This window comes from Heliomarina baculiformis (assembly GCF_019966545.1).
In the GTDB taxonomy this organism is placed as follows: Bacteria; Pseudomonadota; Alphaproteobacteria; order Rhodobacterales; family Rhodobacteraceae; genus Heliomarina; species Heliomarina baculiformis.
In genome coordinates, this window is record NZ_JAIMIC010000007.1 from 120,644 (window position 1) to 145,190 (window position 24,547).

Genomic DNA, 24,547 nt, shown 5'->3' on the forward strand with positions numbered 1-24,547 from the left:
AGCCCCGCAGCCGGTTTGCCTCAGGCCACCAGCGGCAGCCGCCCCTGTTCGTCCAGCAGCCAGCAATCCTCACCTTCAAAAACTGCTGGATAAATCGTCCGCCCGTAGCCGCCGCCGCCGTCGAGATTTACCCGGTTGCCATAATGAAACGGCATGTCCAGCGCCGTATGACCATGCACGACCAACCAGGGATACGGCGTTTTTTCTTCGAGAAACCCGTCGCGGATCCAGAGCAGATCATCGGGGTCTTGGTCGCTCAGCGCGACGCCGGGACGAAGCCCCGCATGAACGAAAAGCTTCCCCTCACGCTCGATGTACTTGGGCAGGCCATTCAGGAAACCGAGATGGGTTTCCGGCACCAATTCACGCGCCTCTTCAACCAGCGCCTCACGCGGGCGACGCTCGGCACCCTTGACCCCGTAGGACAAAAGGGTCGCGGGTCCGCCAAGGCGCGAATTTAGCCAGCCGATACCGGATTTGATCCTTGGATCATGCACGGCGCCGTCGCTCAGGAACCGGGCGAACATGCGGTCATGATTGCCCATCAGCACCTGCCATGACAGCCCGTCCGCCTGCCCGGCCATCAACCTGTCGATCACGCCCTTGGAATCCGGGCCCCGATCGACGAGATCGCCAAGAAAAACGATGCGCGCATTAGGCCCGCCGTCTGCGTTGACCCATTCCAGAGCCTGTTCCAGCAGCTCGATCTGCCCGTGGATATCGCCAATCGCGTAAAGTGGATCGTTCACCCAAACACCTGTCTCTTTTATCTTTCGCGAACTGTTTCACAGCAGGCGGGCAAGGTCCACCACGGGCGGGCCGGGATCAGCCTCTGGCCTCGAAAGCCTCGGCATCATCCAGCGGTTTCAGCAGATCTGCGATCTGTGCCCGCATCCAGCGATGCGCGGGCGCGTTTGTCGCCCGTTTGTGCCAAATCATCCCGATCTGCGCCGCCGGTATCGGCATGGGCGGAATATAGGCGTCGATCCCGAGGGTATCCCGCAGCTTGTAGGCCATCTGCGCCGGCATCAGCGCCACATGATCGCTGGCGGACACGGCCCGGCAGACTCCGTAGAATACCGGCATCGTCATGACCACGCGCCTCTCCCGGCCGACTTTGGCTAGCGCTGCGTCCCCCATCGCTTTCAGGTTCCCCTCGGGCGAAAACAGGATATGGCCGAGGTCGCAGAAAAGATCCATCGGCACCTTGTCGCCCGGTTGCACACCATGCGCGCGCAGGACCGGGTGATCTTGCCGCGCGATCAAGACAAAGCAAGACCGGAACATCGGTTCCCAGTCGACCCAGCCGGGATGGTCCAGCGCCGGGATCAGCGCCATGTCCACTTCGTGGCTTTCCAGCTTGCCAACGAAATTGTCGGGCACCAGATCGACAAGCTGAACCCGGATGTCGGGACCGACGCGGGACAGGCGTTCGCCCAGCGCAGGCATCAGCATTTCGGCAAAGAAGTCGCTGCCGGAAATCTTGAAGGTCTCGCTGGCCGTGGCAGGATCGAAGCTTTCAGGACCGGCAATCATCGTCTCGATTTTGTCCAGCGTGTCACGCAGGGGCCGGGCGAGAGAAAGCGCGTAGGCCGTCGGCTCGAGCCGCTGCCCGTGACGAACAAAAAGCGGATCATCCAAGGCCGCTCTCAGACGCCCAAGTGCCGAAGAAACGGCTGGCTGGCTCAGCCCGATGCGTTCCCCCGCCCTGACGGTGGATCCTTCGAGCAAAAGCGCATCAAGGACGCGCAGCAGGTTAAGGTCGAACGCATATAAATTCATGATATCAATAAATATCATATAAAATATCGATTTCACAGCCTCAGCGGATCTCACCTAATATCGGATCTACCTTCTCCTTGCCGTAACGCACTAAGGCGCAAGGCTTTTTAAGAACATCATGGATGCCGCTTTGCAGGGTCCATGTTCAATGTAAGGAAATATTTATGAAGTCGATTTCATTCTGGTTCTTTATTCTTGGCGTCGCCTCGGTCCTGATCGGGATGGTTTGGGGCATTCAGATGAGCGCGACGCATGACCATCTCTTGTCGCCAGCCCATGCGCATCTGAACCTTCTGGGATGGGTCAGCTTTTCGATTTTCGCCTTCTACTACCATCTCGTGCCGGACGCGGCCGAAGGGATGCTTCCGCAAGTGCATTTCGCGCTTGCCGTTAGTGGGCTTGTTCTCATCGTGCCGGGTATCGCGATGGCCATCCAGGGCCACGGCGAAACACTGGCCAAGCTCGGCTCGATCCTGTCCGTTCTGAATATGCTGGTGTTCGCTGCGGTTGTGATACGCAACCGCAATGCCATTGCCGTAACCGCGTAAAAAAATGGCCCCGGAATCAGCGGGGCCATTTCCGTTACTGAGCTCTGACGACTTCAGGCGACGTCGAACGCCAGCGGTTTGACCTGCTGGAATTTCCCGGTCTCTTCGAGCTTTTTCAGCACCTCGCCCGGAACCGGGGCGTCTACGTAGAGCAGGGCAATCGCTTCGCCCTTCTCAGCCGAACGGCCCAGAGTAAAGTTGGCAATGTTTACGCCGCCTTCGCCCATCGTAAGACCAAGCGTACCAATGATGCCGGGCACGTCCTTGTTCGTCGTGTAGAGCATGTGCGAACCGATTTCAGCGTCGATGTTGATGCCTTTGATCTGGATGAAGCGCGGCTTGCCATCCGAGAACACGGTGCCCGCGATCGAACGTTCACGTTTTTCGGTGACGACGGTAACCTTCATGTAGCCGTCGAATGCGCCGGACTTGTCCTGATTGGTCGTGCTGATCTTGATGCCACGTTCCTTGGCAACGACAGGTGCCGAAACCATGTTAACGTCCGGATTGGCTTTTTTCATGATGCCAGCCACCACGCCGCAGTTCAGCGCGGCAAGGTTCATCTTGGAAACCGAACCGTCATAGAGGATATTGATGGCCTTGATCGGTTCGTCGGTCAGCTGGCCGATGAAGTTGCCCAGATGGCCCGCAAGCGTGACCCACGGCCCCATGACCTTGGCTTCCTCGGCGGTCATCGACGGCATGTTCAGTGCGTTTTCAACGGCGCCTTCAAGCAGGTAGTTCGACATCTGCTCGGCTACCTGAAGCGCGACATTTTCCTGTGCTTCCGTGGTCGCTGCGCCAAGGTGCGGAGTGCAGACCACGTTCGGCAGGTTGAACAGCGGGTTCTCCTTGGCGGGTTCTTCGCTGAACACGTCAAAGGCTGCACCGGCGACATGGCCGGACTTCAGCAGTTCGGCAAGAGCCGCTTCATCCACCAGACCGCCACGGGCGCAGTTGATGATCCGGACGCCTTTTTTGGTCTTTTCAAGGTTTTCCTTGGAGAGGATGTTGCGGGTCTGATCGGTCAGCGGCACGTGCAGGGTAATGAAATCGGCGCGTGCCAGCAGCTCGTCCAGCTCGACCTTTTCGACGCCAAGCTGCTTGGCCTTTTCTTCGCCAAGGAATGGGTCGTAGGCAACAACTTTCATCCGCAGCCCAAGCGCACGGGCGCAGACGATACCGCCGATATTGCCGGCGCCGATAACGCCAAGCGTCTTGCCGGTCAGTTCGACCCCCATGAATTTAGACTTTTCCCATTTGCCCGCGTGGGTCGAGGCGCTGGCCTCGGGGATCTGGCGCGCCACGGCGAACATCATCGCGATGGCATGTTCCGCCGTGGTGATCATGTTGCCGTAGGGCGTATTCATGACGATCACGCCTTTCTTGGAGGCGGCGTCCTTATCGATGTTGTCGGTACCGATACCGGCGCGACCGATCACCTTGAGATTACTGGCGTTCTCAAGGATTTTTTCAGTCACCTTGGTCGCGGAACGGATCGCAAGTCCGTCGTACTGGCCGATCACTTCGGCCAGCTTGTCCTTGTCCTTGCCCAGATCGGGCTGGAAGTCCACGTCGATGCCGCGATCCTTGAAGATCTGAACGGCTGCCGCAGAAAGTTTGTCAGAGATGAGTACACGGGGGGCCATGGGTCTGGTCCTTTGAAAATTGGGGAGTGGGAGCTCACCCTGCCGTGGCAGGATGAGCGGTCCGGCGGCTTAGGCGGCGGCCTTTTGCGCTTCGATTTCGGCGTCAAAGGCCCATTCGAGCCAAGGCAGCATCGCCTCGATATCCGAGGTTTCGACGGTCGAGCCGCACCAGATTCGCAGACCGGCGGGCGCATCGCGATAAGCTCCGATGTCGAGCGCGATGTTCACATCCGCAAGACGCTTGGCCACGGCCTTGGCAAAAGCCGCGCCATCGGCGATCCGGTCATCGGTGAACTTCAGGCAGACCGAGGTATTCGAACGCGTGGCCGGATCGGTCGCGAGGAAGTCGATCCAGTCATGGGTTTCGACGAAACCGGTGATCGCGGCGGTATTGGCATCGGCGCGGGCGATCATGCCCTTGAGCCCACCTACCGAACGCGCCCAGTCAAGCGCTACGAGGTAATCCTCGACCGCGAGCATGGACGGCGTATTGATGGTTTCGCCCTTGAAGATTCCTTCGATCAGCTTTCCGCCCTTGGTCAGGCGAAAGATCTTGGGCAGCGGCCATGCGGGCGTATAGCTTTCAAGACGTTCGACCGCACGGGGGCTGAGGATCAACATGCCATGCGCCGCTTCGCCACCCAGCACTTTCTGCCAGGAGAATGTCGTCACGTCGAGCTTGTCCCAGGGCAGATCCATCGCAAAAGCGGCCGATGTCGCATCACAAAGGGTCAGACCGTCACGGTCGGCGGGAATCACATCGCCGTTGGGAACACGCACACCCGAGGTGGTGCCGTTCCAGGTGAAACAGACGTCCTTGTTGAAATCGACGGTGCTCAGATCAACGATCGCGCCATATTCGGCGGTCTTGACCTCGGCATCGAGCTTCAGCTGCTTCACGACATCGGTGACCCAGCCGGCGCCAAAGCTTTCCCATGCGAGCATCTCACAGGGGCGCTCGCCCAGCAGGCTCCACATGGCCATCTCGAAAGCGCCGGTGTCCGACGCCGGTACGATACCGATCTTGTAGTCAGCCGGTACGCCAAGCAGGTCACGCGTCTCTTCGATCGCGGCTTTCAGCTTGTCCTTGCCAACGGCGGCACGGTGCGACCGGCCCAGCGCGGCGTCGGCCAGTTTATTCAGCTCGAATGTGGGGATTTTGGCACAGGGGCCAGAAGAAAAACGCGGATTAGCCGGCCGCGTTGCCGGTTGTGCAATAGCCATTTTCAGCTACCCTTCCAGATAAGCGCCCCTCGTTGGGGAGGGGTGTCCCACCGCCGCATGTAGAGCGGTATCTTTGCTGGCACAAGTCGGAAAATGCGGATAAAGCGCCGCTAAATCGCCGAAAAGCGACTTCTCTGTTGCCGATAGGAAACCGCCACATGTATGCCGTCACGCTTTTGACCAATCCTGCCGCCCCTTCTTTGGATCCCGCTCTGGTGGATTCGCTGCGCAACGCGTGGGGCGGCGGCGATGCGCAATGGCTGGCCCCTGATGAAGCGGCAGAATTTCAGGTCACGGAGAAACCGGCGAACCTCTGGGACGTGTGGCAGGAGCTTCAGGGCATGGGCGTCGATCTTGTCGCGCAACCTGCCGAAGGGCGTCGTAAAAAGATGCTGCTGGCCGATATGGACAGCACGATGATCCAGCAGGAATGCATCGACGAGCTTGCGGATGTCGCGGGTGTCGGGGATCGGGTGAAGGAGATCACCGCCCGCGCGATGAATGGCGAACTCGATTTCGAAGGGGCGCTGACCGAACGGGTCAGCCTGATGAAAGGGCTGCAGGAAGGGATCATCGCGGATGTCCTTGCTCAGCGGATCACGCTGATGCCGGGGGGGCCAGAACTTGTCGCGACAATGCGCGCGAACGGAGCCTATGCGGCGCTGGTGTCCGGTGGCTTTACCGCCTTCACCGCCTCGGTCGCGAAAAGGCTGGGCTTCGACGAAAACCGCGCCAATACCTTGATCGTCGAAAACGGCGCCCTGGCCGGGACTGTAGGGCAGCCGATTCTCGGACGGCAGGCCAAGGTCGACGCTTTGGAGGATATCACCGCTCGATTAGGCATCGCTGAAGCCGATGTGCTGGCCGTGGGTGACGGGGCCAATGATCTGGGCATGCTGAACCGGGCAGGAACCGGTGTCGCGCTGCACGCTAAGCCGGTTGTCGCCGCCGAATGTGACGTTCGGATCAACCACGGCGATCTGAGCGCGCTTTTGTTTATCCAAGGCTACGCACGGTCGGAATTTGCCAAGCCAAATATATAACGCTTGCGTTAATTAACTATATAGCTAATAATTGGGTCATGACAGACCTGACAAAAACCTTTGCCGCCCTGTCGGATGCGACCCGCCTGAGCATGGTGGAGCGCCTCATGGATCAGGGTGAACTGCCCGCCGGCACACTTGTCGACGGCTTTGACATTTCCGCACCCGCTGTTTCCCGGCACCTCAAAGTCCTGCGCGAGGCCGGGCTTGTCGAACAGCGGAGCGAGGGCACTCACCGGTACTACTCGGTGCGGCCCGAATCGATGCGCCGGATCGCAAACTGGACGATAGACCACAGTGCCTTCTGGCAACAAAGTCTCGACCGGCTCGATGACCTTCTCGCGCTTGATCCCGAAGAGGACACATAGTCATGAAAGACCTTCAGGATCTCGAACTTGTCCGAGATTACCCCGTCAGCGTCGACAGGGTCTGGCGCGCTGTCACCAATCCTTCGCAACTGATGCAGTGGTTTGGCCCGGACGGGCTGAGAATGGACGATTGCCAGATGGACTTTACCCGCACCGGCCCCTGGACCTGTACCATGTATGGGCGCGAAAGCGGCGACCGTTACAAGCTGAGCGGTCAGGTCACCCACGTTCTGCCTCCCGATGCCGGCGGCAAAGGTTCGGTCGGTTTCACATGGGGCTGGCACGACGGCGAAGACCAGCGCGGAACGGAAAGCCATGTCATGTTCACGGTCAGCGCGACAGAGACGGGTTCGCGTCTCAGGATCGTGCACCGTGACCTGCCTGATATGGAAACGGCCCAGAGCCACAGCCGCGGCTGGCTGGCGACATTGCCGAAACTCGACCGACTGCTGGAGCAGGACCCCGAAATTTAGACTGAGCCCAAATTTCAACAGGAAAGGACAATTCAATGCCCAAGTTTATGTTTGCCTATCACGGCGGGAAACGCCCGGAATCCGAAGAAGAAATCAAATCCACCATGGCTGCATGGGAAAAGTGGATGACCGACAACCAAAAGGCGCTGCTCGACCCGGGCAACCCCGTCGGTACGTCCAGAACGGTCACCGACAATGAAATCCGCGACGATGGCGGGCCTAACCCGCTTTCAGGCTACACCATCGTGGATGCCGCCGACATCGACGCCGCTTGCGCCATCGCAAAGTCGAATCCGATGGTGATGGACGGTAGCGGTTCGGTCGAAATCGCCGAAATCATCCAGATGTAGCCACCTGCCGGTCTCAGAATCCGCGCGTCAGAGCCTCTGTCGCGCGGACTACCCCCGTGTCAATGCCGCGCCGGTTCAGGATCGGCGCATTAAGATAGCTGCGTGTCGCCGGATGATCCGCCTCGAGCACACCAAGTCCGACGAGAATGGCCGCAATGGCACATTCGCTGGCGCGCGTCGCCCCGTCGGTGATCTTGAGCGCCACACCAAGCTGCTGTTCCGGCAGGATCGCGATGAACACGGCCTCGGCGCCGGTCTTGATGGCTACCTTGCCCCCCATCGCCCGCATCAGCGATGTGCAGGCACGCCCCTCACCCGCAACGAGGTCAGGGTGTTTCATCATCGCCTCGACCAGTCTTACCGCACCCTGGCTTTGCTGATCGCTGCGGGTCGATGCCGTTGCAAACCACGCCATGCTGCGCGCCAGGCCATGCAACGACGTCGCGAAATTCGGAGCCGAGCACCCATCGATGCCATAACCGGGGCTGGATTCGCCTGTGGTTTCCTCGAACGCCGCAAGCGCGGCCTGCTGCACCGGGTGATCGATCTCGACGTATTCCGGACCTGCGCCCATGTACTGTGCCAACGTGAGGAAACCACAATGTTTGCCCGAACAGTTGTTGTGGATCTGGCAGGGTTCCTCTCCGGCAAGGATCAGACCGTTGCGCGCGGGAATATCGGCCGGTTCCTGCGGTCCGCAGCGAAAATCGCTTTCGCCCAGTCCAAGCTGACCGAGCCATGCAGATACCCTGTCGGTGTGGATCGCGGCACCATTGTGAGACGCGCAGGCCAGGGCCAGTTGCTCGGTTTTCAAGCCATAGCGATCCGCCGCGCCGGAACTCAAGAGCGGCAGCCCCTGAATCATTTTCGCCGACGACCGCGGATAGATCACGGTCTCGGGATCGCCCCATGACGCAACGATATCGCCGCGTCTATCACAGACGACCGCATGGCCGCGATGCAGGCTTTCCAGAAGCTCACCACGCCAGATTTCAACCAAAGGGACCGATCTATCCATGAGACACCTCAATTCTTGGCGATTTCCCGCCAATCGCCCTTTCGTCAGTGGCGAATATTGCGCTAATGGTGTGTATGTCGCCCGGCGACCGGATACGCAACCAAGATGGCTCGTCAAGAGCAGGAGCGTACCGACGAAGTGTATTGAGGTGAAGGACAGTCGGAGGCTGGACAATGGGATCGAAACTCGTCTGCGCAATTGCAGGCTTGAGCATCGCGGCAATGGCCGCAAACGCAACATTCGCACAGGAACAGAGCACTAACCGCGTCGCCACGGAAACCGACTGGAGCGTCTTCGAGGAAAGCCAGCCTCGTGAGTGCTGGAGCGTGTCGGCACCCAAGGAAACCGTCAACACCCGCGACGGCCGCGTTGTCGCAGTCAAGCGTAGCGATATCCTCCTCATGGTCTTCTACCGCCCTGACGCCAATGTGAAGGGTCAGGTAACCTTTACCGGCGGCTATCCGTTTGCCGAGGGCTCGACCGTGAACCTCAACATTTCAGGCAACGAGTTCGAGCTATTCACCGAGGGCGAATGGGCATGGCCGGCGAGCGCGGACGAAGACAAGCAGATCATCACCGCGATGAAGCGCGGCACCGATGCCGTGCTGACTGCGCGGTCTTCGCGGGGAACCCAGACCAAGGACACATTCTCGCTCCTCGGGTTTACTGCCGCCGCGGAAGACGCCGATAAACGCTGCTCCAAGTGAACGACTGAGACATTCGCGCGCAGGTTTGTTTTGAAACCTGCGGCAAATGCTATATAGGGGCGGTCTGTACCCGAAATGAAGGCCGACCCCATGACCGCTACGGCGCCGATCACTCAGGATGTTGTCACGATCCCCCGCAAGATGCCGGAGGGAACTGTGAACCTTGTCGGCCTTACCCGCGATGCCATGCGCGATGCGTTGATCGCAATTGGCACGCCGGAAAAGCAGGCCAAGATGCGCGTCGGCCAGATCTGGCAATGGATCTACCAGTGGGGCGTGCGCGATTTCGCCGAGATGACTAACCTTGCCAAGGATTACCGCGCCAAGCTGGCAGAGAATTTCGTGATCGAAATTCCCGAGGTGGTCTCCAAACAGGTCAGCGAAGACGGTACGCGGAAATACCTCGTGCGAATCGCTGGCGGTCACGAGGTCGAAGTCGTCTACATCCCCGAAGAGGGACGCGGCACGCTTTGCATCTCGTCACAGGTCGGCTGCACCCTGACATGTTCCTTCTGCCATACCGGTACGCAAAAGCTCGTCCGCAACCTTACAGCGGGTGAGATCATCGGACAGGTGATGATGGCGCGCGACGATCTGGGGGAATGGCCTAAGCAAGGCGCGCCCAAGGATGAGACGCGGCTCTTGTCGAACATCGTACTGATGGGCATGGGCGAACCGCTCTACAACTTCGAAAACGTGCGTGACGCGATGAAGATCGCGATGGATGCTGAAGGTATCCAGTTATCGCGCCGCCGTATCACCCTGTCGACATCCGGCGTGGTGCCGGAAATCGCCCGTACCGCGCAGGAAATCGGCTGTCAGTTGGCCGTATCCTTCCACGCCACGACGAACGAAACCCGCAACATGCTGGTGCCGATCAACAAACGCTGGAACATCGAGGAACTGCTTGCCGCGCTCAAGAGCTACCCCAAGGTCAGCAACTCCGAACGCATCACCTTTGAATACGTGATGCTGAACGGGGTGAACGACACGGATGACGACGCGCGCCGCCTGATCAAGCTGATTGAGGGAATCCCCGCCAAGATCAACCTGATCCCGTTCAACGAATGGCCCGGCGCGCCCTACAAGCGGTCCTCGAACAACCGGATCCGTGCCTTTGCGGATATCATTTACAAGGCCGGGTACGCCTCGCCGATCCGCACCCCGCGTGGCGAGGATATCATGGCCGCCTGTGGCCAGCTGAAATCTGCGACCGAACGCGAACGCAAGTCGCGCCGCCAGATCGAGGCCGACGCGGGCCTGTAGCCCTTGAAGCGACGGAACCTCTTGCTGCTTGGTGGCATTGCCGCCTGGGTCTGGGGCGTGCCACGGCTTTACCAGGCCTTCAATGAGCGGTTCCAATTCGACCCGATCCCGGGGCTCGATGGCTTTCGCATCGTCAACAGAGGCTCGGTAAGTGGCGCGACCGATATCGCCCTGCTTGCGGTCGATAGGGTATCGGACGCGCAGCGCAGTCTGCGCGCTGACCTGCGAATCAATCCGTGTTCGATTTTTGACGGCGCCCGGAGCTCGGAAAAACTGCCGCTGGCGGTTTTCACGGATTACTATTGCCCCTACTGCCCCGAGATGAGTGATCTTGTGATCGAATTGTCCGAAGGTGCCTCGCCAGTTACGCCTGTCTGGTGGGACCTGCCGCTGCTCGGGCCGCGGTCGGAATATGCCGCGCGGGTAGCCATCGCCGCCGGGAATCAGGGGCAGTACCTGCCGGTTCACCAGCATCTCATGCACAAACCGCTGCGCCCCGGGCCAGTCGCCCTTAACGAGCTTGCCGAACGTTTTGATTTGGACGTCGAGAAGCTTCGGCGGGACATGCAGGCAAAGCAAACGGACCTCAAACTGGAGACAGCGCATGCCGCGCGGGCCGTCTTCGGGATGATCGGCACACCCTCTGTCGTGGTAGGGCGCAGCGTGCTGATCGGCCGAGCTTCGAAACAATCATTTCTAGATTTGATCGAATTAGAGTACAATTCAGGCGAATTTAGCGATTCCTGCGGCCAGAACGGTTCGCCTTAGTACAATTGAGGCTAATTTGTTGCCATCGCCGCAACAATGCCTCAAAGCCACGCGCCTCGCCGCAAAATGACCCCGCTGCCGGACCAATTCGGCCCGGAACCTTTTCATATCCTGACTCCGGTACAGAACCAAAGGATTGGGAAAATGATTATTGAGAACACGCTGGATGCGCCCCTGCTGGAATTCATCACCGAAGAGCGCAAAAAATGCCTTTCCGCCCGTGAGTGGAAATTCCGGCTTGCCGGATTTGGTTACGGCATCAAGGAAGACAACGGCCGCAGCTTTGTCGTTCAACTTCGTAACGGCTCCGATCTTGGCACGCTCCCGACCGACCTGCACTGAGCTTCAATCAGCGCAGTGCAGGCCTGACCGATCAGGCCCGCAGTCGCTTTGGACGCGGAATAAGCCTAGCGGCCCGGGATATGATCGCGCGCCGGTGCTGGTTCCCAGTTTTCGATGATGTCCACCGCTTCGTCGGCGCTTTCCACGAACTGGAAAAGATCGAGATCGGCATCGGATATAGTGCCCGCGTCAGCCAGTGCCTGCCAGTTGATGATTTTCTCCCAGAATTCCCGGCCGAACAGCAGGAACGGCACCCGCTTCATGCGGCCCGTCTGGATCAGCGTCAGCGCCTCGAACATTTCGTCGAGCGTGCCGAACCCGCCGGGGAAAACGCAGACCGCTTCGGCTCGCATCAGGAAATGCATCTTGCGGATCGCGAAATAGTGGAAGTTAAAGCAAAGGTCCGGCGTGACATATTCGTTGGGCGCCTGCTCATGCGGGAGAACGATGTTCAGACCGATCGATTTTCCGCCAGCCTCGGCCGCGCCCTGATTGCCCGCCTTCATAACACCCGGCCCGCCACCTGTGGCGATTACGCAGGTATGCCCGCCTGAAGCCAGCGATTTTTCCGTCATCTTCTGGGCGAAAAGACGCGCCTCTTCATAGAAACGCGACAGATCGGCAAGCGTCTCGGTTCGCGCGGAGGACTTTTCAGCAGGCTCGGGAATGCGCGCCCCGCCGAAAAGAACAACCGTGGATTCAATCCCGTTTTCGTCCAGCAGCATCTGCGGCTTCAACAGCTCAAGTTGCAACCGAACCGGCCTCAACTCGTCCCGGCACAGAAAGTCGTCATCCGCAAAGGCCAGCCGATAGGCAGGTGCGCGGGTCTGGGGCGTATCGGGCACCTCGCGCGCGGTCCTTCGGTCGATCTGCGCATCGCGAAAGGGGCTGCGGTGTTCGTCGTTCATGCCGGTCAATTCCTTGGTTGCGCCTGTATTTCAGCCCTATAGGGTTCGCCGCAACAAGACCAGAGAGAGGCCGCCGATGACCGATTGGAAAACAGAAATATCTGCCGCCGCCGCGCGGATCGAAGACCATGTCATCAGGACCCCGGTTGCAACGCTTGACGGCTTTGGCCTGCCGTATCCGATCGACGTCAAGCTAGAGCAGATGCAGCATACCGGCACGTTCAAGGCGCGGGGCGCTTTCAATACGCTGCTCTCGATGGACGTGCCGACCGCCGGCGTCGTCGCGGCGAGCGGCGGCAATCACGGGGCAGCGGCAGCCTATGCGGCCAAGTCGCTGGGCCACCCTGCCCATATTTTCGTGCCGGAAATGGCCGGCCCGTCGAAAATCAACCTGATCAGGGCGACCGGCGCAGAACTAAGCGTGGTTCCCGGCGAATATGCCAATGCTCTGGATCTTGCGCGCGAACACGAGGCGAAGACCGGCGCGATGCAGATTCACGCCTATGACGCCCCCGCCACCGTTGCCGGGCAAGGCACATGCATGCGCGAGTGGGAAGAACAGGGATTACAGGCCGATACGATCCTGATCGCCGTGGGCGGCGGCGGACTGATTGCCGGAGCGATGGGATGGCTTCAGGGGGCACGCAAGGTTGTGGCCGTCGAACCTTCGACCTCTTGCGCTTTGAACGCCGCGCTGGCGGCGGGGGAGCCGGTAGATGTCGAGGTATCGGGCGTGGCAGCGAATGCCCTTGGGGCGCGTCGCATAGGGTCGATCTGTTTCGATCTTGCCCGTTCGACCGGTGTGCAGTCGGTTCTGGTCGAGGACGAAGCTATCACCGACGCCCAGCAGGCCCTTTGGCACGAAGCGCGGCAACTGGTCGAACCCGCCGGCGCCACGGCGCTCGCCGCCCTCATGAGTGGCGCCTACACCCCGGAACCCGGCGAACGCGTTGCCGTATTGATCTGCGGCGCCAATATCGCGCCCGATCCATTTGCGGGATGATCCCATCTGAGATTGTCTGAAACCGGTACGCCCGCTATAGGGCACCAAATCCACTGTTTAGGAAAAACCCGATGTCCAACGCCCAGCTTGAAACCGCCATCGAATCCGCGTGGGAAAACCGCGACCAGATCACCTCTGCCACCACCGGCGAAACAAGGGACGCGATCGAGGAAACGCTGAACGCGCTGGACTCGGGCAAGCTGCGCGTCGCAGAACGTCATGACAATGGCGACTGGCACGTGAACCAGTGGGCGAAGAAAGCCGTTCTGCTGGGCTTTCGCATCAAGGACATGGAACTGCAGGACGGTGGCCCACAGGGCGGCGGCTGGTGGGACAAGGTCGACAGCAAGTTCAAAGGCTGGGGCGACAACCAGTGGAAAGCCGCAGGTTTCCGCGCCGTTCCGAACTGCGTCGTACGCAAATCGGCCTATATCGCCCCCGGCGTCGTTCTTATGCCATCCTTTGTGAACCTCGGCGCTTACGTCGATGAAGGCACCATGGTCGATACATGGGCCACCGTTGGGTCCTGCGCGCAGATCGGCAAGGGCGTACACCTGTCGGGCGGTGTCGGTATCGGCGGCGTGCTTGAGCCGATGCAGGCCGGGCCGACCATCATTGAAGACAACTGCTTTATCGGTGCGCGCTCCGAAGTAGTCGAAGGCGTGATCGTCCGCGAAGGTTCGGTGCTTGGCATGGGGGTCTTCCTTGGCCAGTCCACCAAGATCGTCGACCGTGAAACCGGCGACGTATTCTATGGCGAAGTTCCGCCGTACTCTGTTGTCGTGGCCGGCACCATGCCGTCGAAGAACAACGTCAATCTCTATTGCGCGGTGATCGTCAAGCGTGTCGACGAAAAGACACGCTCCAAGACCGGTATCAACGAGCTTCTGCGCGACTGATGCAAAACGCCCGCCTCCTTGCGGAGGCGGGCGCTATTCAGAACGGACAGTCCGATCTCAGGCGTCGAGCAGCGCGCGGCTTTCGTAACTTTTCAGAGAACGACGGGCGGCACGGCCATATCCCGCCCCCGCTTCATCCGAGATTTCCGGCATCAGGCGCAGGATCTCTTCCCGGGTTTCCGCGTCGAAGCTGTCCATCGTTTCGCGGCCGGGATGATAACTTTCGCTTTCCAGCCCGTTGCCGCGAATGATCTGGTGCTTGTCAAACAACAGGTGAACATAGGTGACCGGCTTGCCCGCCGTCCCCATCCGGATCGAAACGTCGTTCACCAGATCCTTGGCCTTGACCAGAATCTCATCCTCTCCGAACAAAAGCTGCGCGCGGCCGGATTTGATCAGCACGCGGTGGTTCTGCGACATCTCGACTTCGTCATGATCGCCCAACGCTCCGGCACAAAAGACGACCGGTACGTCGCGGCCCGTACCGAAACGGGTCGACCGACCGGCCCAGCGCACGGGCTGAGGTCCGTCGTCGCGGGTCATCACCAGATCGCCGACGCGCAAATCCTCGACCGGAACCTGACCGTCCGGCGTGTCGATTAATGTTCCCTGTACCAGACAAGGCACCGTGGTCATCTCGACAAAAGCTGTATCGGTATTCCCGCTGCCGTCCTGCACCTGGTAGGTAAAGGTATTGGTTTCCGAGTCCTCATCCGTGAAGATCGTGACGGTCCCGTCGGCATTGAGCTGAATCTGCTCGCCGCTCGGCAGGGTGACGATATCCCCAGCAACAACCGGCTGGTTGTTGATATGCGTGATAATCAGCTTACCGTCGGCGCTGGTCTGGTCATTCGCCAACAGATCGAAGGTTTCGCTTTCGCCGTTCACCTCGATCGTATCGTCGCCCGCGACCAGCGCGGTCTGGATCGAATCCCCGGCGATCAGCAGGTTACTGTCATATTTCGCATCACCACCATCGGCGATGGCAATCTTGATCGTATTCACCTCACCCGGCGTGACCGGCGCCTTAAGCGTCAGCGTAACGGTGAATCCGTCCATCTCGGTATTGTAGGAATCATCCTTGTCCGAGTTGTCGATATAGAGGTTTTCGTTACTATCATCGTTGATATTGTTGATGGTGATGTCGCCATTGCCAACGGTCAGTTCCGCCTGCACGCCGTTGACCCAGATGCCCATGGCATCGTTGAACCCCGTCCCGACATATTCGAGATATTCTTCGGAAGAAAACACCACCTGCATGGTCAGTGTTTCACCCGCAGGCACGAAACTCGCCTCGAATACGGCGGCGTCATAGGTTTTGACACCCGACACATCGTTCAGGTCGCTGTCGCCCGCGGTCTTGTTTTCAGTCGTGGTCCGGTCCGACGTATTCACGTCACCTTTGCTGTTAGTGATATCCGTGGCCTTACCGGTTGACAGGATGACACCCGTATCCGAAGGCGTCAGTTCCGCTGCAACGGTATCACCATTCGAATAGATCCCCGAGGCATGCGTAGCGCCGGTGTAGTTGGCGGATAGAATATTGATCCCCGAGCCGAACATGGCATCGGCCATGTCCATCGCTGACGCAGATGTATCGATGGGAAGTTCGGAAGCCTTTGCCATTAACTATACCTCATTTCTGATCCGTCCCGCCTTACACCGCAGGTTGATCATGTGGAACTACGAGACGATTCCGGCATGATTATGTAAATTTAGCGGAATTTGCTTAACCGGGCCTAACATATAGTAAACGTCAGCCTATTGACCGCTTCTGGACCAAGGGGATAAGGCGGGCGCATGAGCGATTCACCCAAAAAAAAGTCGAGACAGAGCGTCTATACGCTTTTGGTGCAAATTGGCCGCAAGGCCGGTGACGGCCTGCCCGAAGGCTCGACCGGCGCCGCGCTCATATGTTTTGCCTCCGGCATCGACGAAGCCGAAGCAGTGCGCGAAACTGTCGCGATTCTAAAGCAGGCCGATACCGCACCCCTCGATGTGACGGGGTATGGAACGCTTGCCGAACGCGAGGCCGCCGGTCACGAAATCGACGACGAAGAACGCGCGCTCATGCAACGTGCATTGGACGAAAACTCTGTCATCATCGCTCAGATGACACCCTTTTTTGGCGAAGAAAACGCCAAGGATTAACCGTAAGCGCGTATTAGGAAATATCTTTCGATTTTTGTATAAAACCTTGGAACCTATTCTTGCTCTGCATCGTTGAGTGCCCAGAAAAGGGAACACAAGGACGCGCAAGATGGAAGGTATCGGATGGTTCGCGGCGATTATAGTCGGCGCACTTGCTGGCTGGATCGCTGAAAAGATCATGAAGGCCGATCATGGCCTGCTCACCAACATCATTCTCGGGATCGTCGGGGCGCTTGTTCTGAACTTTATCCTTGTCGCTGTGGTCGGTGGCACATTGGGTGGTTGGATCGGCCAGCTTGTCATCGGCGTGATCGGAGCGTGTCTGTTGATCGGAGGATATCGGGCCATCAAACGCGCCTGATCAACTCAGAAATTTTGTAATAACCAGTATCTAGAGTAACGTTAGTTAGTCAGTATCGGGCGTCGCATTTATGCGGCGCCCATTTTACATTCGCAGGCCGCGCGATAGAGGCTCAGGCTGCGCGATAGGCAGCCAAAGTGATCGCGTCGAGCGATTTCAAAACCGGACGCGAAGACGGCGGATGCTCGGGCAATGTGCTCCGGTCAAACGTAGCCAAGGCGCTTGCGGCCAAATTCAGGGGCTTCCGGCGCAACCGACCGACATAAAGACTTTCGGCGATGGTTCCGGCAACATTCAGTGTTTCCTGCTGCGGCAGGATCGGTTGCGCATAAGAAACAAATCGCGGCAGCGCCGGTCTCTGAACTGCGGGCCCGCCCGCAAGGTGACCGGCCTGCACCAGCACCGATTCATGTCCGAAAAGGTATTCGACCTCGGCCCCTGAAAGCACCAGCCTCTGCATCGGGGAAACATCGATATCCTGACCAAGCCCGAAGTAGGGCGCACAAAGCCTGATCGGTGCAAAACTGCCCCGAGCAGGCATAATCCGCGTCAGGTTGTGAAGAACCGGCACGCTGTCGCCGGAACCGCTGATCACCAGATCACCGCGCTTGAGATCCTGCACGGGACGATACCCGTATGGCGTCGCAACAGGCGTATCTGCCATCAGCGTCGGCAGCGGCCCGACCGGCTCTATTTCGCTCGAAGCCGCCATGAAGATGACTTCCGGCGACAGATAGCGTCCCTCTCCACCCTGCATCAGCCGGTGCATATGCCAGAGCGGAATGGGGCTCGGGCTGTCAAACGGCACCACCGCCGTCTGGCCATGGTCGGGCTTTTCAAACGCAAGGCGTCCCTGACGCAGCGGTCCGTCCCAAGTATAAGTGAGACGCAGAATATCGCCGCGCCCGATCTCGGGACAGTTGAAGACCTTGTGCAGAACCTCTCCACCCTGATCCAACGAAAAACTGATGGCGCCGCCGGGCAGGGCATGGATCGCAAGCTCGAACGGCCAGTCATCATCAGCGTCGAACAAAACCAGCGGGCGGGCATTGTTGGATTGGGGATAGCGGGTTTCGAATAGGATCGAGCCACGCGTCAGAAGGCTCTCGGCCTGTTCCAGCGCCTCGGGTGCGATCCAGTTTTCATCGCTTTCACAGATGGCAAACCAACTCATTGAAAGCCTCCCCGCCATGCCGGGACACTTCTGAATTCTGTCGCGGTATAGATCATGATCTGCTCTTGTTTCTCGCCCGGTTGGACAGGACATCCCGGTAAACAAAAGCTTATTCACGAGCCTGAATCGCGAATATCATCTGTCTGGCGGCTTTTACCGCTTTCTGCTCGGGTGCCCCGCCTCTGGGGTCATTTGTTATCTTTCAGCATGTTAGCACCGTTCAGATGCATCTGTTAAGAAGTTTTCCACATCCGGGGCTTGGCTTTGCGATTATTTCGTCCCAACTGTCAGGCAAACGGGGCTTCCCACGCCCTCAAAATCACGACCAAGGAAAACGTCTCATGTCCGATACCGACGCCGCCAAACTTACAGCCGATCTTATCCGGTGCCCCTCTGTTACGCCGGAAGATGGCGGTGCGCTGGACGTGCTGGACTCTCTGCTAAGCGGTGCGGGCTTCACCTGCACACGGGTCAATCGGGGAGGGATCAACAACCTGTTCGCGCGATGGGGCGACAAGGGACATGCCCGGACATTCGGCTTCAATGGGCATACCGACGTGGTGCCGGTCGGCGACGAATCCGCCTGGACGCACGCCCCTTTCGGCGCCGAGGAGCTTGACGGCATCTTATATGGCCGGGGCGCGACGGACATGAAATCCGGCGTTGCCGCCTTTGCCGCGGCAGCCGTCGATTTCGTGCAGAATACGCCGCCCGAGGGTTCTGTGATCCTCGCGATCACCGGCGATGAGGAAGGCGATGCGCTTGATGGCACCACCGCCCTCCTCGACTACATGGATGAAGCCGGTGAAAAGATGAACGTCTGCCTTGTCGGCGAACCCACCTGCCCCGAAAACTTGGGCGATATGATCAAGATCGGCCGGCGCGGATCGATGAGCGTATGGTTCACAGTGCGCGGCGTGCAGGGCCACTCGGCCTATCCGCATCGCGCCAAGAACCCGTTGCCGGCAATCGCACGGCTGATGGACCGGCTCGCCAGCCATGAACTGGATAAGGGGACCGACCATTTCGACCCTTCCACGCTTGCCATTGTCACCATCGATACCGGTAACCCAGCCACCAACGTGATCCCCGCCGAATGCAAGGGGACGGTAAATATCCGTTTCAATGACACCCATAGCGGTGAGAGCTTGAGCACCTGGCTTAGGGACGAGGCGGCGAAAGTCGCCACCGAATTCGACGTTGAAATCGCCGTGGAAATCAAAGTCTCCGGCGAGAGCTTTCTGACCCCGCCCGGCGATCTGTCCGAACTGGTTTCCGCTGCCGTTCAGGCTGAAACCGGCGTGACGCCTGTGCTGTCGACAACAGGCGGCACCTCGGACGCGCGTTTCGTCAAGGATCACTGCCCCGTGGTGGAATTCGGACTGGTTGGTAAGACCATGCATCAGGTCGATGAAAACGTACCGGTCGAGCAGATTCATCAACTCAAGCGGATCTATTCCCGGATTCTGTCCGACTACTTCGCGTGAGCCATGCGACCGGGGCGCACCCTGATCGTCATGCTGAAAGAACCGCGCCCCGGACGGGTAAAGACTCGTCTGGCAATCGAAATAGGCTCTATAAAGGCGAAATGGTGGTTCCGGCATCAGGTTGCTGACCTGCTCCGCCGTGTAGAGGACCCTCGGTGGGAGGTTGTTCTGGCTGTCAGCCCAGACCGCGAAGGGCTGGCGAGCCGGGTTTGGCCCGACCACTTCCCGCGCATTCCTCAGGGCGGTGGCGATCTCGGCCACCGAATGTCCCGCGCCATGATGCGATTTCCGCAAAACCGGGTCTGTGTCATCGGTGGCGACATCCCCGAAATCCGTCCGCGGCACATTTCGAATGCTTTCGCCTTGTTAGGCTCACATACAGCCGTATTCGGTCCGGCCATCGATGGCGGCTATTGGTTGGTGGGAATGCAGCGCGGATCACGCGCGCGACCTGACATGTTCAACTGCATCCGCTGGTCGTCGCCCCACGCGCTGTCCGACAGTATGTCCGCCCTGCCCGATCACCGGATCGCTTTTGCCGATACGTTGCGCGATGTCGACACGGCAAAGGATCTTGCAGCCACGCCTGCGCCACGTCGCTTTTGACGATGACGTTGTCCACTGCCCGTGATAAACGCGAAATCATGAGCCATATCCCTACCAAGGCTGAAATCCTTGACTGGATCGCTGCCAACCCGACCCTCAATTCCAAACGCGACATTGCCAAGGCATTTGGCATCAAGGGTGCCGCGCGGATCGACCTCAAACGTCAGCTGAAAGAGCTTGAAGCAGAAGGTCATCTGGAAAAGCGAAAACGCAGCTATCGCGACCCAGACCGCCTACCCCCCGTGAGCGTGCTGCAGATCAAAGAGCCGGACGAAAACGGTGATCTTTTTGCCCGTCCGCTGGAATGGCATGGCGAAGGCGTCGAACCCGTCGTTCTTATGCTTCTCCGAGCGTCGGACCCGGCTCTGGGTGCTGGCGACAGGATTCTTGCCAAGCTGACCGTGGTTCACGCCGAGGATCACAACTACGAAGCGCGCCTGATCCGGCGCATCGGTACAAACCCGAAACGTATCCTCGGTATCTTCCGCAAGGGGAGCGAAGGCGGACGGATCGTTCCCATCGATAAATCCGGCAGCTCCGAATGGACCGTCAGCGAAGATAATCGCCACGGCGCGAAAGAGGGCGAACTGGTCGAGGCCGAGCAGGCCGGACCAAAGGGCCGCATGGGGCTTCCCCGCGCGCGGGTAATCAACCGGATTGGCGACCCGACCGCGCCGAAAGCGGTTTCGCTCATCGCGATCCACCAGCACGGGATCCCCGATCATTTCCCCGATGCGGTGATCGATGAAGCGGATCGCGCCAAGCCCGTTGGGCTGTCAGGGCGCGAAGATCTGCGTGACATACCTCTCGTCACGATTGATCCGTGGGATGCGCGCGACCACGACGATGCGTGTTTTGCCGAACCCGATGAGGACCCGAAGAATCCCGAGGGCCATGTCATCTGGGTCGCCATCGCCGATGTCGCCGCCTATGTGCGGCCCGGCTCTCCGCTCGATATCGAGGCCCGCAAGCGCGGCAATTCCAGCTATTTCCCCGACCGTGTCGTGCCGATGCTGCCAGACCGGCTATCGGGCGATCTCTGCTCTTTACACGAAGGTGTCCCGCGCGCGGTCGTCGCTGTCAGGATGCAGATCGATAAGGACGGCCATAAGATCGGCCACAAGTTTTTCCGCGGGCTGATGCGCTCGGCCGCATCCCTGAACTATGAAGAGGTTCAGGCCGCAATGGATGGCCGCCCGAACGACAAGGCCGGACCCTTGTTAGAGACTGTTATAGAGCCGCTGTATGCTGCCTATGACGCCCTGACACGCGCGCGAGAAAAACGTCAGCCGCTGGAACTCGACCTGCCGGAACGCAAGATTGAACTAAGCGATGATGGCAAGGTCAGCTCGGTCAAGTTCCGGGATCGCCTCGACGCGCACCGGCTGATCGAGGAATTCATGGTGCTTGCCAATGTCTGCGCCGCCGAAACCCTGATCGCCAAGAAATCGCCGCTGCTGTTCCGCGTGCATGAAGAACCCTCACCGGACAAGCTGGAAAGCCTGCGCGACACGGCCAGCGCTGCCGGATATACGCTGGCCAAGGGACAGGTCCTTCAACCCCGGCACCTGAACCAGCTGCTCAATCAAGCCTCGGGACGCGACGACGCCGAGCTGATCAATATCTCCACCCTACGCTCGATGACCCAAGCATATTACAGCCCGCAGAATTTCGGGCATTTCGGCCTTGCGCTGCAGCATTACGCGCATTTCACCTCGCCGATCCGCCGTTACGCAGACCTCATCGTACACCGCGCGCTGATCTCCGCACATGGCTGGGGCAAGGACGGTCTGTCGCTCGAAGAGACAGAACGGCTGGACCAGACCGCACAGCATATCTCGGATACCGAGCGTCGTTCGATGCTGGCCGAACGCGATACCACCGACCGCTATCTTGCCGCCTATCTCAGCGAGCGGGTCGGTGACGAATTCGAAGGGCGCATCAGCGGCATCGCGCGTTTCGGCGTCTTTGTGAAACTGGACGAAACCGGGGCCGACGGGCTGATCCCGATACGTTCGCTGGGCCGTGAGTATTTCCACTACGATGCCGAGGCGAACACCCTGATGGGGTCGGATACCGGCATGATCATCGGGATCGGCCAGCGCGTTACGGTGAAGCTGTCGCAGGCAACGCCCGTAACGGGCGGGCTTGAACTGGAGCTTTTGTCGCTGGATGGAAGCAGCCTTCCCCGCGCACCCTCGCCGGCAGGACGTACCGCAACACGGCGCAAGGCATCGTCCTACAAGCGCAAGGCAGACAAGACCCGGAAAAAGGTCAGCCGCAAGCGCCGCAGCAGCCGCTAGGTCATCACCGCGCCCAGCGCCATTGCCACGGCTGCCTGAACGGGATCGATCACCGCGATCCCGAGTTCCTTTTCCAACGCGGCGCGGCGCGGTGAGAAACCAGCACAGCCCAGAACCATCGCCCCCGCACCCATTTCCCTGAGGCGGAAGCCGATTTTCAGGGTCTGATCATAGACATCGTCCGAATGACCGGCATCTTCTGCCGAGGCATTGTTCAGCGGCAATTCCGCCACCATCCTCGCCTCGACACCCATCTGGCGAATGCGCAACCGGTGGCGCGCGATCGACGCCGGTCCAAGCGCGACAATGCCAAACAAATCCGCCCGCGCCATCGCGGTCAGAATGCCCGCCTCCTGTATCCCGATCACAGGTTGCGGCACCAATGTCCGGCAGAGGTCGAGCCCCGGGTCTGAAAAACAGGCGATCACGAATGCGCTCGCATCCGGCCGCGACCGGATCACTTCCGCCACGTCCAAACCCGCCTTGGCCGCATGTTCCGCCGTTGCAATCGTTGAGGGACCTTTTTCGATTCTCACCGTCCCGAAAACCGGGCCTTGCCGCAGCGAAAGTGGCTCTATTGCTGTAGAAATCGCTTCTGTGACAGCAATCGAGGAGTTGGGGTTGATAACAAGGATCGGACCCGCGCTCACGGTGCAATCCTCGCACCAAAGTTACGCGCCGGATCCAGTTCCTTTGCAAGGTATCCGCGCCCCTTGCCGAGATCCACGGGTGCACGCGGTACGAACCGGCCCTGCCCCTCTTGGCCTTTCAACTCGCCATGTTCAACGATGACGGCGCCCCGGTTCAGAACGATCTCGGGCACGCCGGTCAATTCCATACCTTCGAAGGGCGTGTAATCCATGTTGTCGTGCTGATCGGCAAGCGTCGCCTTACGCGTAACCTCAGGGTTCCAGATCGCGATATCCGCGTCCATGCCCGGTGCCAGTCCACCTTTTTTGGTCACCCCAAAGGTCTTGGCCGCATTCGTCGATGACAGCGCCACGAATTCGTTCAGCGAGATACGCCCTTTCACCACGCCTTCCGAGAACAGATAGGGCAGACGCGCGGCAATCCCCGGCATGCCATTCGCGATTTTGGGATAAGGGATATCGCGCCCGTTCATGAACTTGCCCGTATCGTCGAACCTGTACGGCGCGTGATCCGAACTTACGGATTCAAACGTCCCGCTTTGGACATGGCGCCACAGGGCCTCTTGCGTTTCGGCATCTCGCAGCGGCGGCGAGCAGACAAACTTCGCCCCATCCATCCCCGGCTGATCCAGTTTTTCCCTTGTTAGGGCCAGATATTGCGGACAGGTCTCGGCAAACAGCCGCGTTCCCGCCAGCTTTTCGCGCTGCACGATGGCCGCGCCGCCGGCGGTTGACACATGCACGATGAACAGCGGCGCATCGACCAACTTGGCAAGCGAAACCGCGCGGTTGATCGCCTCTTCCTCGGCCAGTTCCGGACGCGAAATCGCGTGGTACTTCGGTTCTGTCAGATCGGCGGCGACCAACCGTTTGTTCATCCAATTGATCATGTCGTTGTTTTCGGCATGAACCATGGTGATAGCGCCATGCGCCCGCGCCACGGTCAGGATGTCCAGCATCCCGCCGTCACCGATATTCATCATGTCATAGGTCATGAAGACCTTGAACGAGGTGATCCCCCGCTTGAAAGCCCTCGGCAGCTGATCCTCGAGCACCTCGGCACTCGGGTCGGTCACTATCAGATGGTAACTGTAGTCGATCACCGACCGCGCCGCACGCTGGTCGTAGGTAGCAATCACATCGTCAATCGATTGCCCGCGATGCTGGGCGGCGAAGGGGATGAAAGAAGAGTTTCCCCCAAAAGCCGCTGAAATAGAGCCTGATAAATAGTCATCGGCCCCCATGATCCCCGAGGAGCTTTCCTGCGCGATATGGGCATGCGCCTCGATCCCGCCGGGCATGACCAGCCGCCCGCCTGCGTCGATCCGGCGCTCGCCCCCCGGCAAGGATTCGGCCAGGGCAACGATCCGGCCGTCCCGAATCCCGATATCGCCCTTGCTGGTTTCGCTTGCGGTGACAAGCGTCCCCCCGTGGATCACCGTATCGAATTCCATGGCCCGGCTCCTT

The 24,547-nt window shown here is 59.5% G+C and carries 26 protein-coding genes; 16 read left to right on the forward strand and 10 right to left on the reverse strand.

Annotation, left to right across the window (positions count from 1 at the left end):
• Positions 1-20: 20 nt before the first annotated feature.
• Positions 21-749, reverse strand: coding sequence for a metallophosphoesterase family protein (locus MF268_RS16900; RefSeq protein WP_238372042.1), 729 nt, complete (start codon positions 747-749; stop codon positions 21-23).
• Between the two features lie 76 nt (positions 750-825).
• Positions 826-1,800, reverse strand: a complete 975-nt coding sequence (locus tag MF268_RS16905) for a LysR family transcriptional regulator (RefSeq protein ID WP_238372043.1) — start codon at positions 1,798-1,800, stop codon at positions 826-828.
• Positions 1,801-1,946: 146 nt separating this feature from the next.
• Here MF268_RS16905 and MF268_RS16910 point away from each other — a divergent pair, with 146 nt between their 5' ends.
• Positions 1,947-2,330: a cbb3-type cytochrome c oxidase subunit I gene (locus MF268_RS16910; RefSeq protein ID WP_238372044.1), complete on the forward strand. Its 384-nt coding sequence runs from the start codon at positions 1,947-1,949 to the stop codon at positions 2,328-2,330.
• A 53-nt stretch (positions 2,331-2,383) separates the two neighbouring features.
• Here MF268_RS16910 and serA read toward each other — a convergent pair whose 3' ends face one another.
• Both serA and MF268_RS16920 read right to left on the reverse strand, forming a co-directional pair.
• Positions 2,384-3,979, reverse strand: a complete 1,596-nt coding sequence (gene serA, locus MF268_RS16915; protein WP_238372045.1) for a phosphoglycerate dehydrogenase — start codon at positions 3,977-3,979, stop codon at positions 2,384-2,386.
• 69 nt (positions 3,980-4,048) lie between these two features.
• Positions 4,049-5,203, reverse strand: a complete 1,155-nt coding sequence (locus MF268_RS16920) for a phosphoserine transaminase (protein WP_238372046.1) — start codon at positions 5,201-5,203, stop codon at positions 4,049-4,051.
• 158 nt (positions 5,204-5,361) lie between these two features.
• Here MF268_RS16920 and serB point away from each other — a divergent pair, with 158 nt between their 5' ends.
• Genes serB through MF268_RS16940 form a run of 4 tightly spaced genes read left to right on the forward strand, consistent with a single transcriptional unit; the run spans position 5,362 to position 7,437 of the window.
• A complete protein-coding gene (serB, locus tag MF268_RS16925; protein WP_238372047.1) occupies positions 5,362-6,246 on the forward strand; it encodes a phosphoserine phosphatase SerB in 885 nt (294 codons plus the stop codon).
• Positions 6,247-6,284: 38 nt separating this feature from the next.
• A complete protein-coding gene (locus tag MF268_RS16930) occupies positions 6,285-6,614 on the forward strand; it encodes an ArsR/SmtB family transcription factor (RefSeq protein ID WP_238372048.1) in 330 nt (109 codons plus the stop codon).
• 2 nt (positions 6,615-6,616) lie between these two features.
• The gene (locus MF268_RS16935) at positions 6,617-7,087 is read left to right on the forward strand and encodes an SRPBCC family protein (RefSeq protein WP_238372049.1); all 471 of its coding nucleotides are present in this window, start codon (positions 6,617-6,619) and stop codon (positions 7,085-7,087) included.
• A 35-nt stretch (positions 7,088-7,122) separates the two neighbouring features.
• Positions 7,123-7,437: a YciI family protein gene (locus MF268_RS16940; protein WP_238372050.1), complete on the forward strand. Its 315-nt coding sequence runs from the start codon at positions 7,123-7,125 to the stop codon at positions 7,435-7,437.
• A gap of 13 nt (positions 7,438-7,450) precedes the next feature.
• Here the strand turns inward: MF268_RS16940 and MF268_RS16945 are convergent, their stop codons facing one another.
• Positions 7,451-8,455: an asparaginase gene (locus MF268_RS16945; RefSeq protein ID WP_238372051.1), complete on the reverse strand. Its 1,005-nt coding sequence runs from the start codon at positions 8,453-8,455 to the stop codon at positions 7,451-7,453.
• A gap of 173 nt (positions 8,456-8,628) precedes the next feature.
• Between MF268_RS16945 and MF268_RS16950 the strand changes: the two genes are divergently transcribed.
• The 4 genes from MF268_RS16950 to MF268_RS16965 all read left to right on the forward strand — a co-directional run bounded on the left by MF268_RS16950 (position 8,629) and on the right by MF268_RS16965 (position 11,538).
• The gene (locus MF268_RS16950) at positions 8,629-9,162 is read left to right on the forward strand and encodes an invasion associated locus B family protein (RefSeq protein ID WP_238372052.1); all 534 of its coding nucleotides are present in this window, start codon (positions 8,629-8,631) and stop codon (positions 9,160-9,162) included.
• A gap of 90 nt (positions 9,163-9,252) precedes the next feature.
• Positions 9,253-10,428: a dual-specificity RNA methyltransferase RlmN gene (gene rlmN, locus MF268_RS16955; protein ID WP_238372053.1), complete on the forward strand. Its 1,176-nt coding sequence runs from the start codon at positions 9,253-9,255 to the stop codon at positions 10,426-10,428.
• Between the two features lie 3 nt (positions 10,429-10,431).
• Positions 10,432-11,196, forward strand: coding sequence for a DsbA family protein (locus MF268_RS16960; RefSeq protein WP_238372054.1), 765 nt, complete (start codon positions 10,432-10,434; stop codon positions 11,194-11,196).
• Between the two features lie 144 nt (positions 11,197-11,340).
• Positions 11,341-11,538, forward strand: a complete 198-nt coding sequence (locus MF268_RS16965; protein WP_238372055.1) for a hypothetical protein — start codon at positions 11,341-11,343, stop codon at positions 11,536-11,538.
• Between the two features lie 65 nt (positions 11,539-11,603).
• On the opposite strand, the gene MF268_RS16970 is transcribed toward MF268_RS16965, so the two are convergent.
• Positions 11,604-12,446, reverse strand: coding sequence for an LOG family protein (locus MF268_RS16970; protein WP_238372056.1), 843 nt, complete (start codon positions 12,444-12,446; stop codon positions 11,604-11,606).
• Positions 12,447-12,522: 76 nt separating this feature from the next.
• On the opposite strand from MF268_RS16970, the gene MF268_RS16975 reads away from it, so the two are divergent.
• Entirely contained in the window at positions 12,523-13,449 is a 927-nt protein-coding gene (locus MF268_RS16975) for a threonine/serine dehydratase (RefSeq protein ID WP_238372057.1), read from the forward strand.
• Between the two features lie 71 nt (positions 13,450-13,520).
• On the forward strand, positions 13,521-14,348 hold the full coding sequence (gene dapD, locus MF268_RS16980) for a 2,3,4,5-tetrahydropyridine-2,6-dicarboxylate N-succinyltransferase (RefSeq protein ID WP_238372058.1): 828 nt from the start codon (positions 13,521-13,523) through the stop codon (positions 14,346-14,348).
• A 57-nt stretch (positions 14,349-14,405) separates the two neighbouring features.
• On the opposite strand, the gene MF268_RS16985 is transcribed toward dapD, so the two are convergent.
• Positions 14,406-15,974: a choice-of-anchor L domain-containing protein gene (locus MF268_RS16985; RefSeq protein ID WP_238372059.1), complete on the reverse strand. Its 1,569-nt coding sequence runs from the start codon at positions 15,972-15,974 to the stop codon at positions 14,406-14,408.
• Positions 15,975-16,148: 174 nt separating this feature from the next.
• On the opposite strand from MF268_RS16985, the gene MF268_RS16990 reads away from it, so the two are divergent.
• Positions 16,149-16,499 (forward strand): hypothetical protein, encoded by a 351-nt coding sequence (locus MF268_RS16990; protein ID WP_238372060.1) that lies wholly within the window; start codon positions 16,149-16,151, stop codon positions 16,497-16,499.
• A gap of 109 nt (positions 16,500-16,608) precedes the next feature.
• A complete protein-coding gene (locus MF268_RS16995) occupies positions 16,609-16,860 on the forward strand; it encodes a GlsB/YeaQ/YmgE family stress response membrane protein (protein WP_238372061.1) in 252 nt (83 codons plus the stop codon).
• A 112-nt stretch (positions 16,861-16,972) separates the two neighbouring features.
• On the opposite strand, the gene MF268_RS17000 is transcribed toward MF268_RS16995, so the two are convergent.
• Positions 16,973-18,034 (reverse strand): Hint domain-containing protein, encoded by a 1,062-nt coding sequence (locus MF268_RS17000; protein WP_238372062.1) that lies wholly within the window; start codon positions 18,032-18,034, stop codon positions 16,973-16,975.
• 341 nt (positions 18,035-18,375) lie between these two features.
• Here MF268_RS17000 and dapE point away from each other — a divergent pair, with 341 nt between their 5' ends.
• From dapE to rnr, 3 genes are read left to right on the forward strand one after another with little or no spacing between them, the layout of a single operon-like run.
• The gene (gene dapE / locus MF268_RS17005; protein ID WP_238372063.1) at positions 18,376-19,521 is read left to right on the forward strand and encodes a succinyl-diaminopimelate desuccinylase; all 1,146 of its coding nucleotides are present in this window, start codon (positions 18,376-18,378) and stop codon (positions 19,519-19,521) included.
• Between the two features lie 3 nt (positions 19,522-19,524).
• The gene (locus tag MF268_RS17010; RefSeq protein WP_238372064.1) at positions 19,525-20,127 is read left to right on the forward strand and encodes a TIGR04282 family arsenosugar biosynthesis glycosyltransferase; all 603 of its coding nucleotides are present in this window, start codon (positions 19,525-19,527) and stop codon (positions 20,125-20,127) included.
• 38 nt (positions 20,128-20,165) lie between these two features.
• Entirely contained in the window at positions 20,166-22,430 is a 2,265-nt protein-coding gene (gene rnr, locus MF268_RS17015) for a ribonuclease R (RefSeq protein ID WP_238372065.1), read from the forward strand.
• Here rnr and MF268_RS17020 read toward each other — a convergent pair.
• Both MF268_RS17020 and hydA read right to left on the reverse strand, forming a co-directional pair.
• A complete protein-coding gene (locus MF268_RS17020) occupies positions 22,427-23,080 on the reverse strand; it encodes an aspartate/glutamate racemase family protein (protein WP_238372066.1) in 654 nt (217 codons plus the stop codon). The two genes, rnr and MF268_RS17020, sit on opposite strands and share 4 nt — an antisense overlap.
• Positions 23,077-24,534 (reverse strand): dihydropyrimidinase, encoded by a 1,458-nt coding sequence (hydA, locus tag MF268_RS17025; protein WP_238372067.1) that lies wholly within the window; start codon positions 24,532-24,534, stop codon positions 23,077-23,079. The genes MF268_RS17020 and hydA overlap by 4 nt, the downstream gene beginning before the upstream one ends.
• Between the last annotated feature and the right edge of the window lie 13 nt (positions 24,535-24,547).

Coding starts and splice junctions, on each gene's coding strand:
- MF268_RS16905 (WP_238372043.1), bottom strand. CDS start 1,800: ATGATATTTATTGATATCATGAATTTATATGCGTTCGACCTTAACCTG.
- MF268_RS16910 (WP_238372044.1), top strand. CDS start 1,947: ATGAAGTCGATTTCATTCTGGTTCTTTATTCTTGGCGTCGCCTCGGTC.
- serA (WP_238372045.1), bottom strand. CDS start 3,979: ATGGCCCCCCGTGTACTCATCTCTGACAAACTTTCTGCGGCAGCCGTT.
- MF268_RS16920 (WP_238372046.1), bottom strand. CDS start 5,203: ATGGCTATTGCACAACCGGCAACGCGGCCGGCTAATCCGCGTTTTTCT.
- serB (WP_238372047.1), top strand. CDS start 5,362: ATGTATGCCGTCACGCTTTTGACCAATCCTGCCGCCCCTTCTTTGGAT.
- MF268_RS16930 (WP_238372048.1), top strand. CDS start 6,285: ATGACAGACCTGACAAAAACCTTTGCCGCCCTGTCGGATGCGACCCGC.
- MF268_RS16935 (WP_238372049.1), top strand. CDS start 6,617: ATGAAAGACCTTCAGGATCTCGAACTTGTCCGAGATTACCCCGTCAGC.
- MF268_RS16940 (WP_238372050.1), top strand. CDS start 7,123: ATGCCCAAGTTTATGTTTGCCTATCACGGCGGGAAACGCCCGGAATCC.
- MF268_RS16945 (WP_238372051.1), bottom strand. CDS start 8,455: ATGGATAGATCGGTCCCTTTGGTTGAAATCTGGCGTGGTGAGCTTCTG.
- MF268_RS16950 (WP_238372052.1), top strand. CDS start 8,629: ATGGGATCGAAACTCGTCTGCGCAATTGCAGGCTTGAGCATCGCGGCA.
- rlmN (WP_238372053.1), top strand. CDS start 9,253: ATGACCGCTACGGCGCCGATCACTCAGGATGTTGTCACGATCCCCCGC.
- MF268_RS16965 (WP_238372055.1), top strand. CDS start 11,341: ATGATTATTGAGAACACGCTGGATGCGCCCCTGCTGGAATTCATCACC.
- MF268_RS16970 (WP_238372056.1), bottom strand. CDS start 12,446: ATGAACGACGAACACCGCAGCCCCTTTCGCGATGCGCAGATCGACCGA.
- MF268_RS16975 (WP_238372057.1), top strand. CDS start 12,523: ATGACCGATTGGAAAACAGAAATATCTGCCGCCGCCGCGCGGATCGAA.
- dapD (WP_238372058.1), top strand. CDS start 13,521: ATGTCCAACGCCCAGCTTGAAACCGCCATCGAATCCGCGTGGGAAAAC.
- MF268_RS16985 (WP_238372059.1), bottom strand. CDS start 15,974: ATGGCAAAGGCTTCCGAACTTCCCATCGATACATCTGCGTCAGCGATG.
- MF268_RS16990 (WP_238372060.1), top strand. CDS start 16,149: ATGAGCGATTCACCCAAAAAAAAGTCGAGACAGAGCGTCTATACGCTT.
- MF268_RS16995 (WP_238372061.1), top strand. CDS start 16,609: ATGGAAGGTATCGGATGGTTCGCGGCGATTATAGTCGGCGCACTTGCT.
- MF268_RS17000 (WP_238372062.1), bottom strand. CDS start 18,034: ATGAGTTGGTTTGCCATCTGTGAAAGCGATGAAAACTGGATCGCACCC.
- dapE (WP_238372063.1), top strand. CDS start 18,376: ATGTCCGATACCGACGCCGCCAAACTTACAGCCGATCTTATCCGGTGC.
- MF268_RS17010 (WP_238372064.1), top strand. CDS start 19,525: ATGCGACCGGGGCGCACCCTGATCGTCATGCTGAAAGAACCGCGCCCC.
- rnr (WP_238372065.1), top strand. CDS start 20,166: ATGAGCCATATCCCTACCAAGGCTGAAATCCTTGACTGGATCGCTGCC.
- hydA (WP_238372067.1), bottom strand. CDS start 24,534: ATGGAATTCGATACGGTGATCCACGGGGGGACGCTTGTCACCGCAAGC.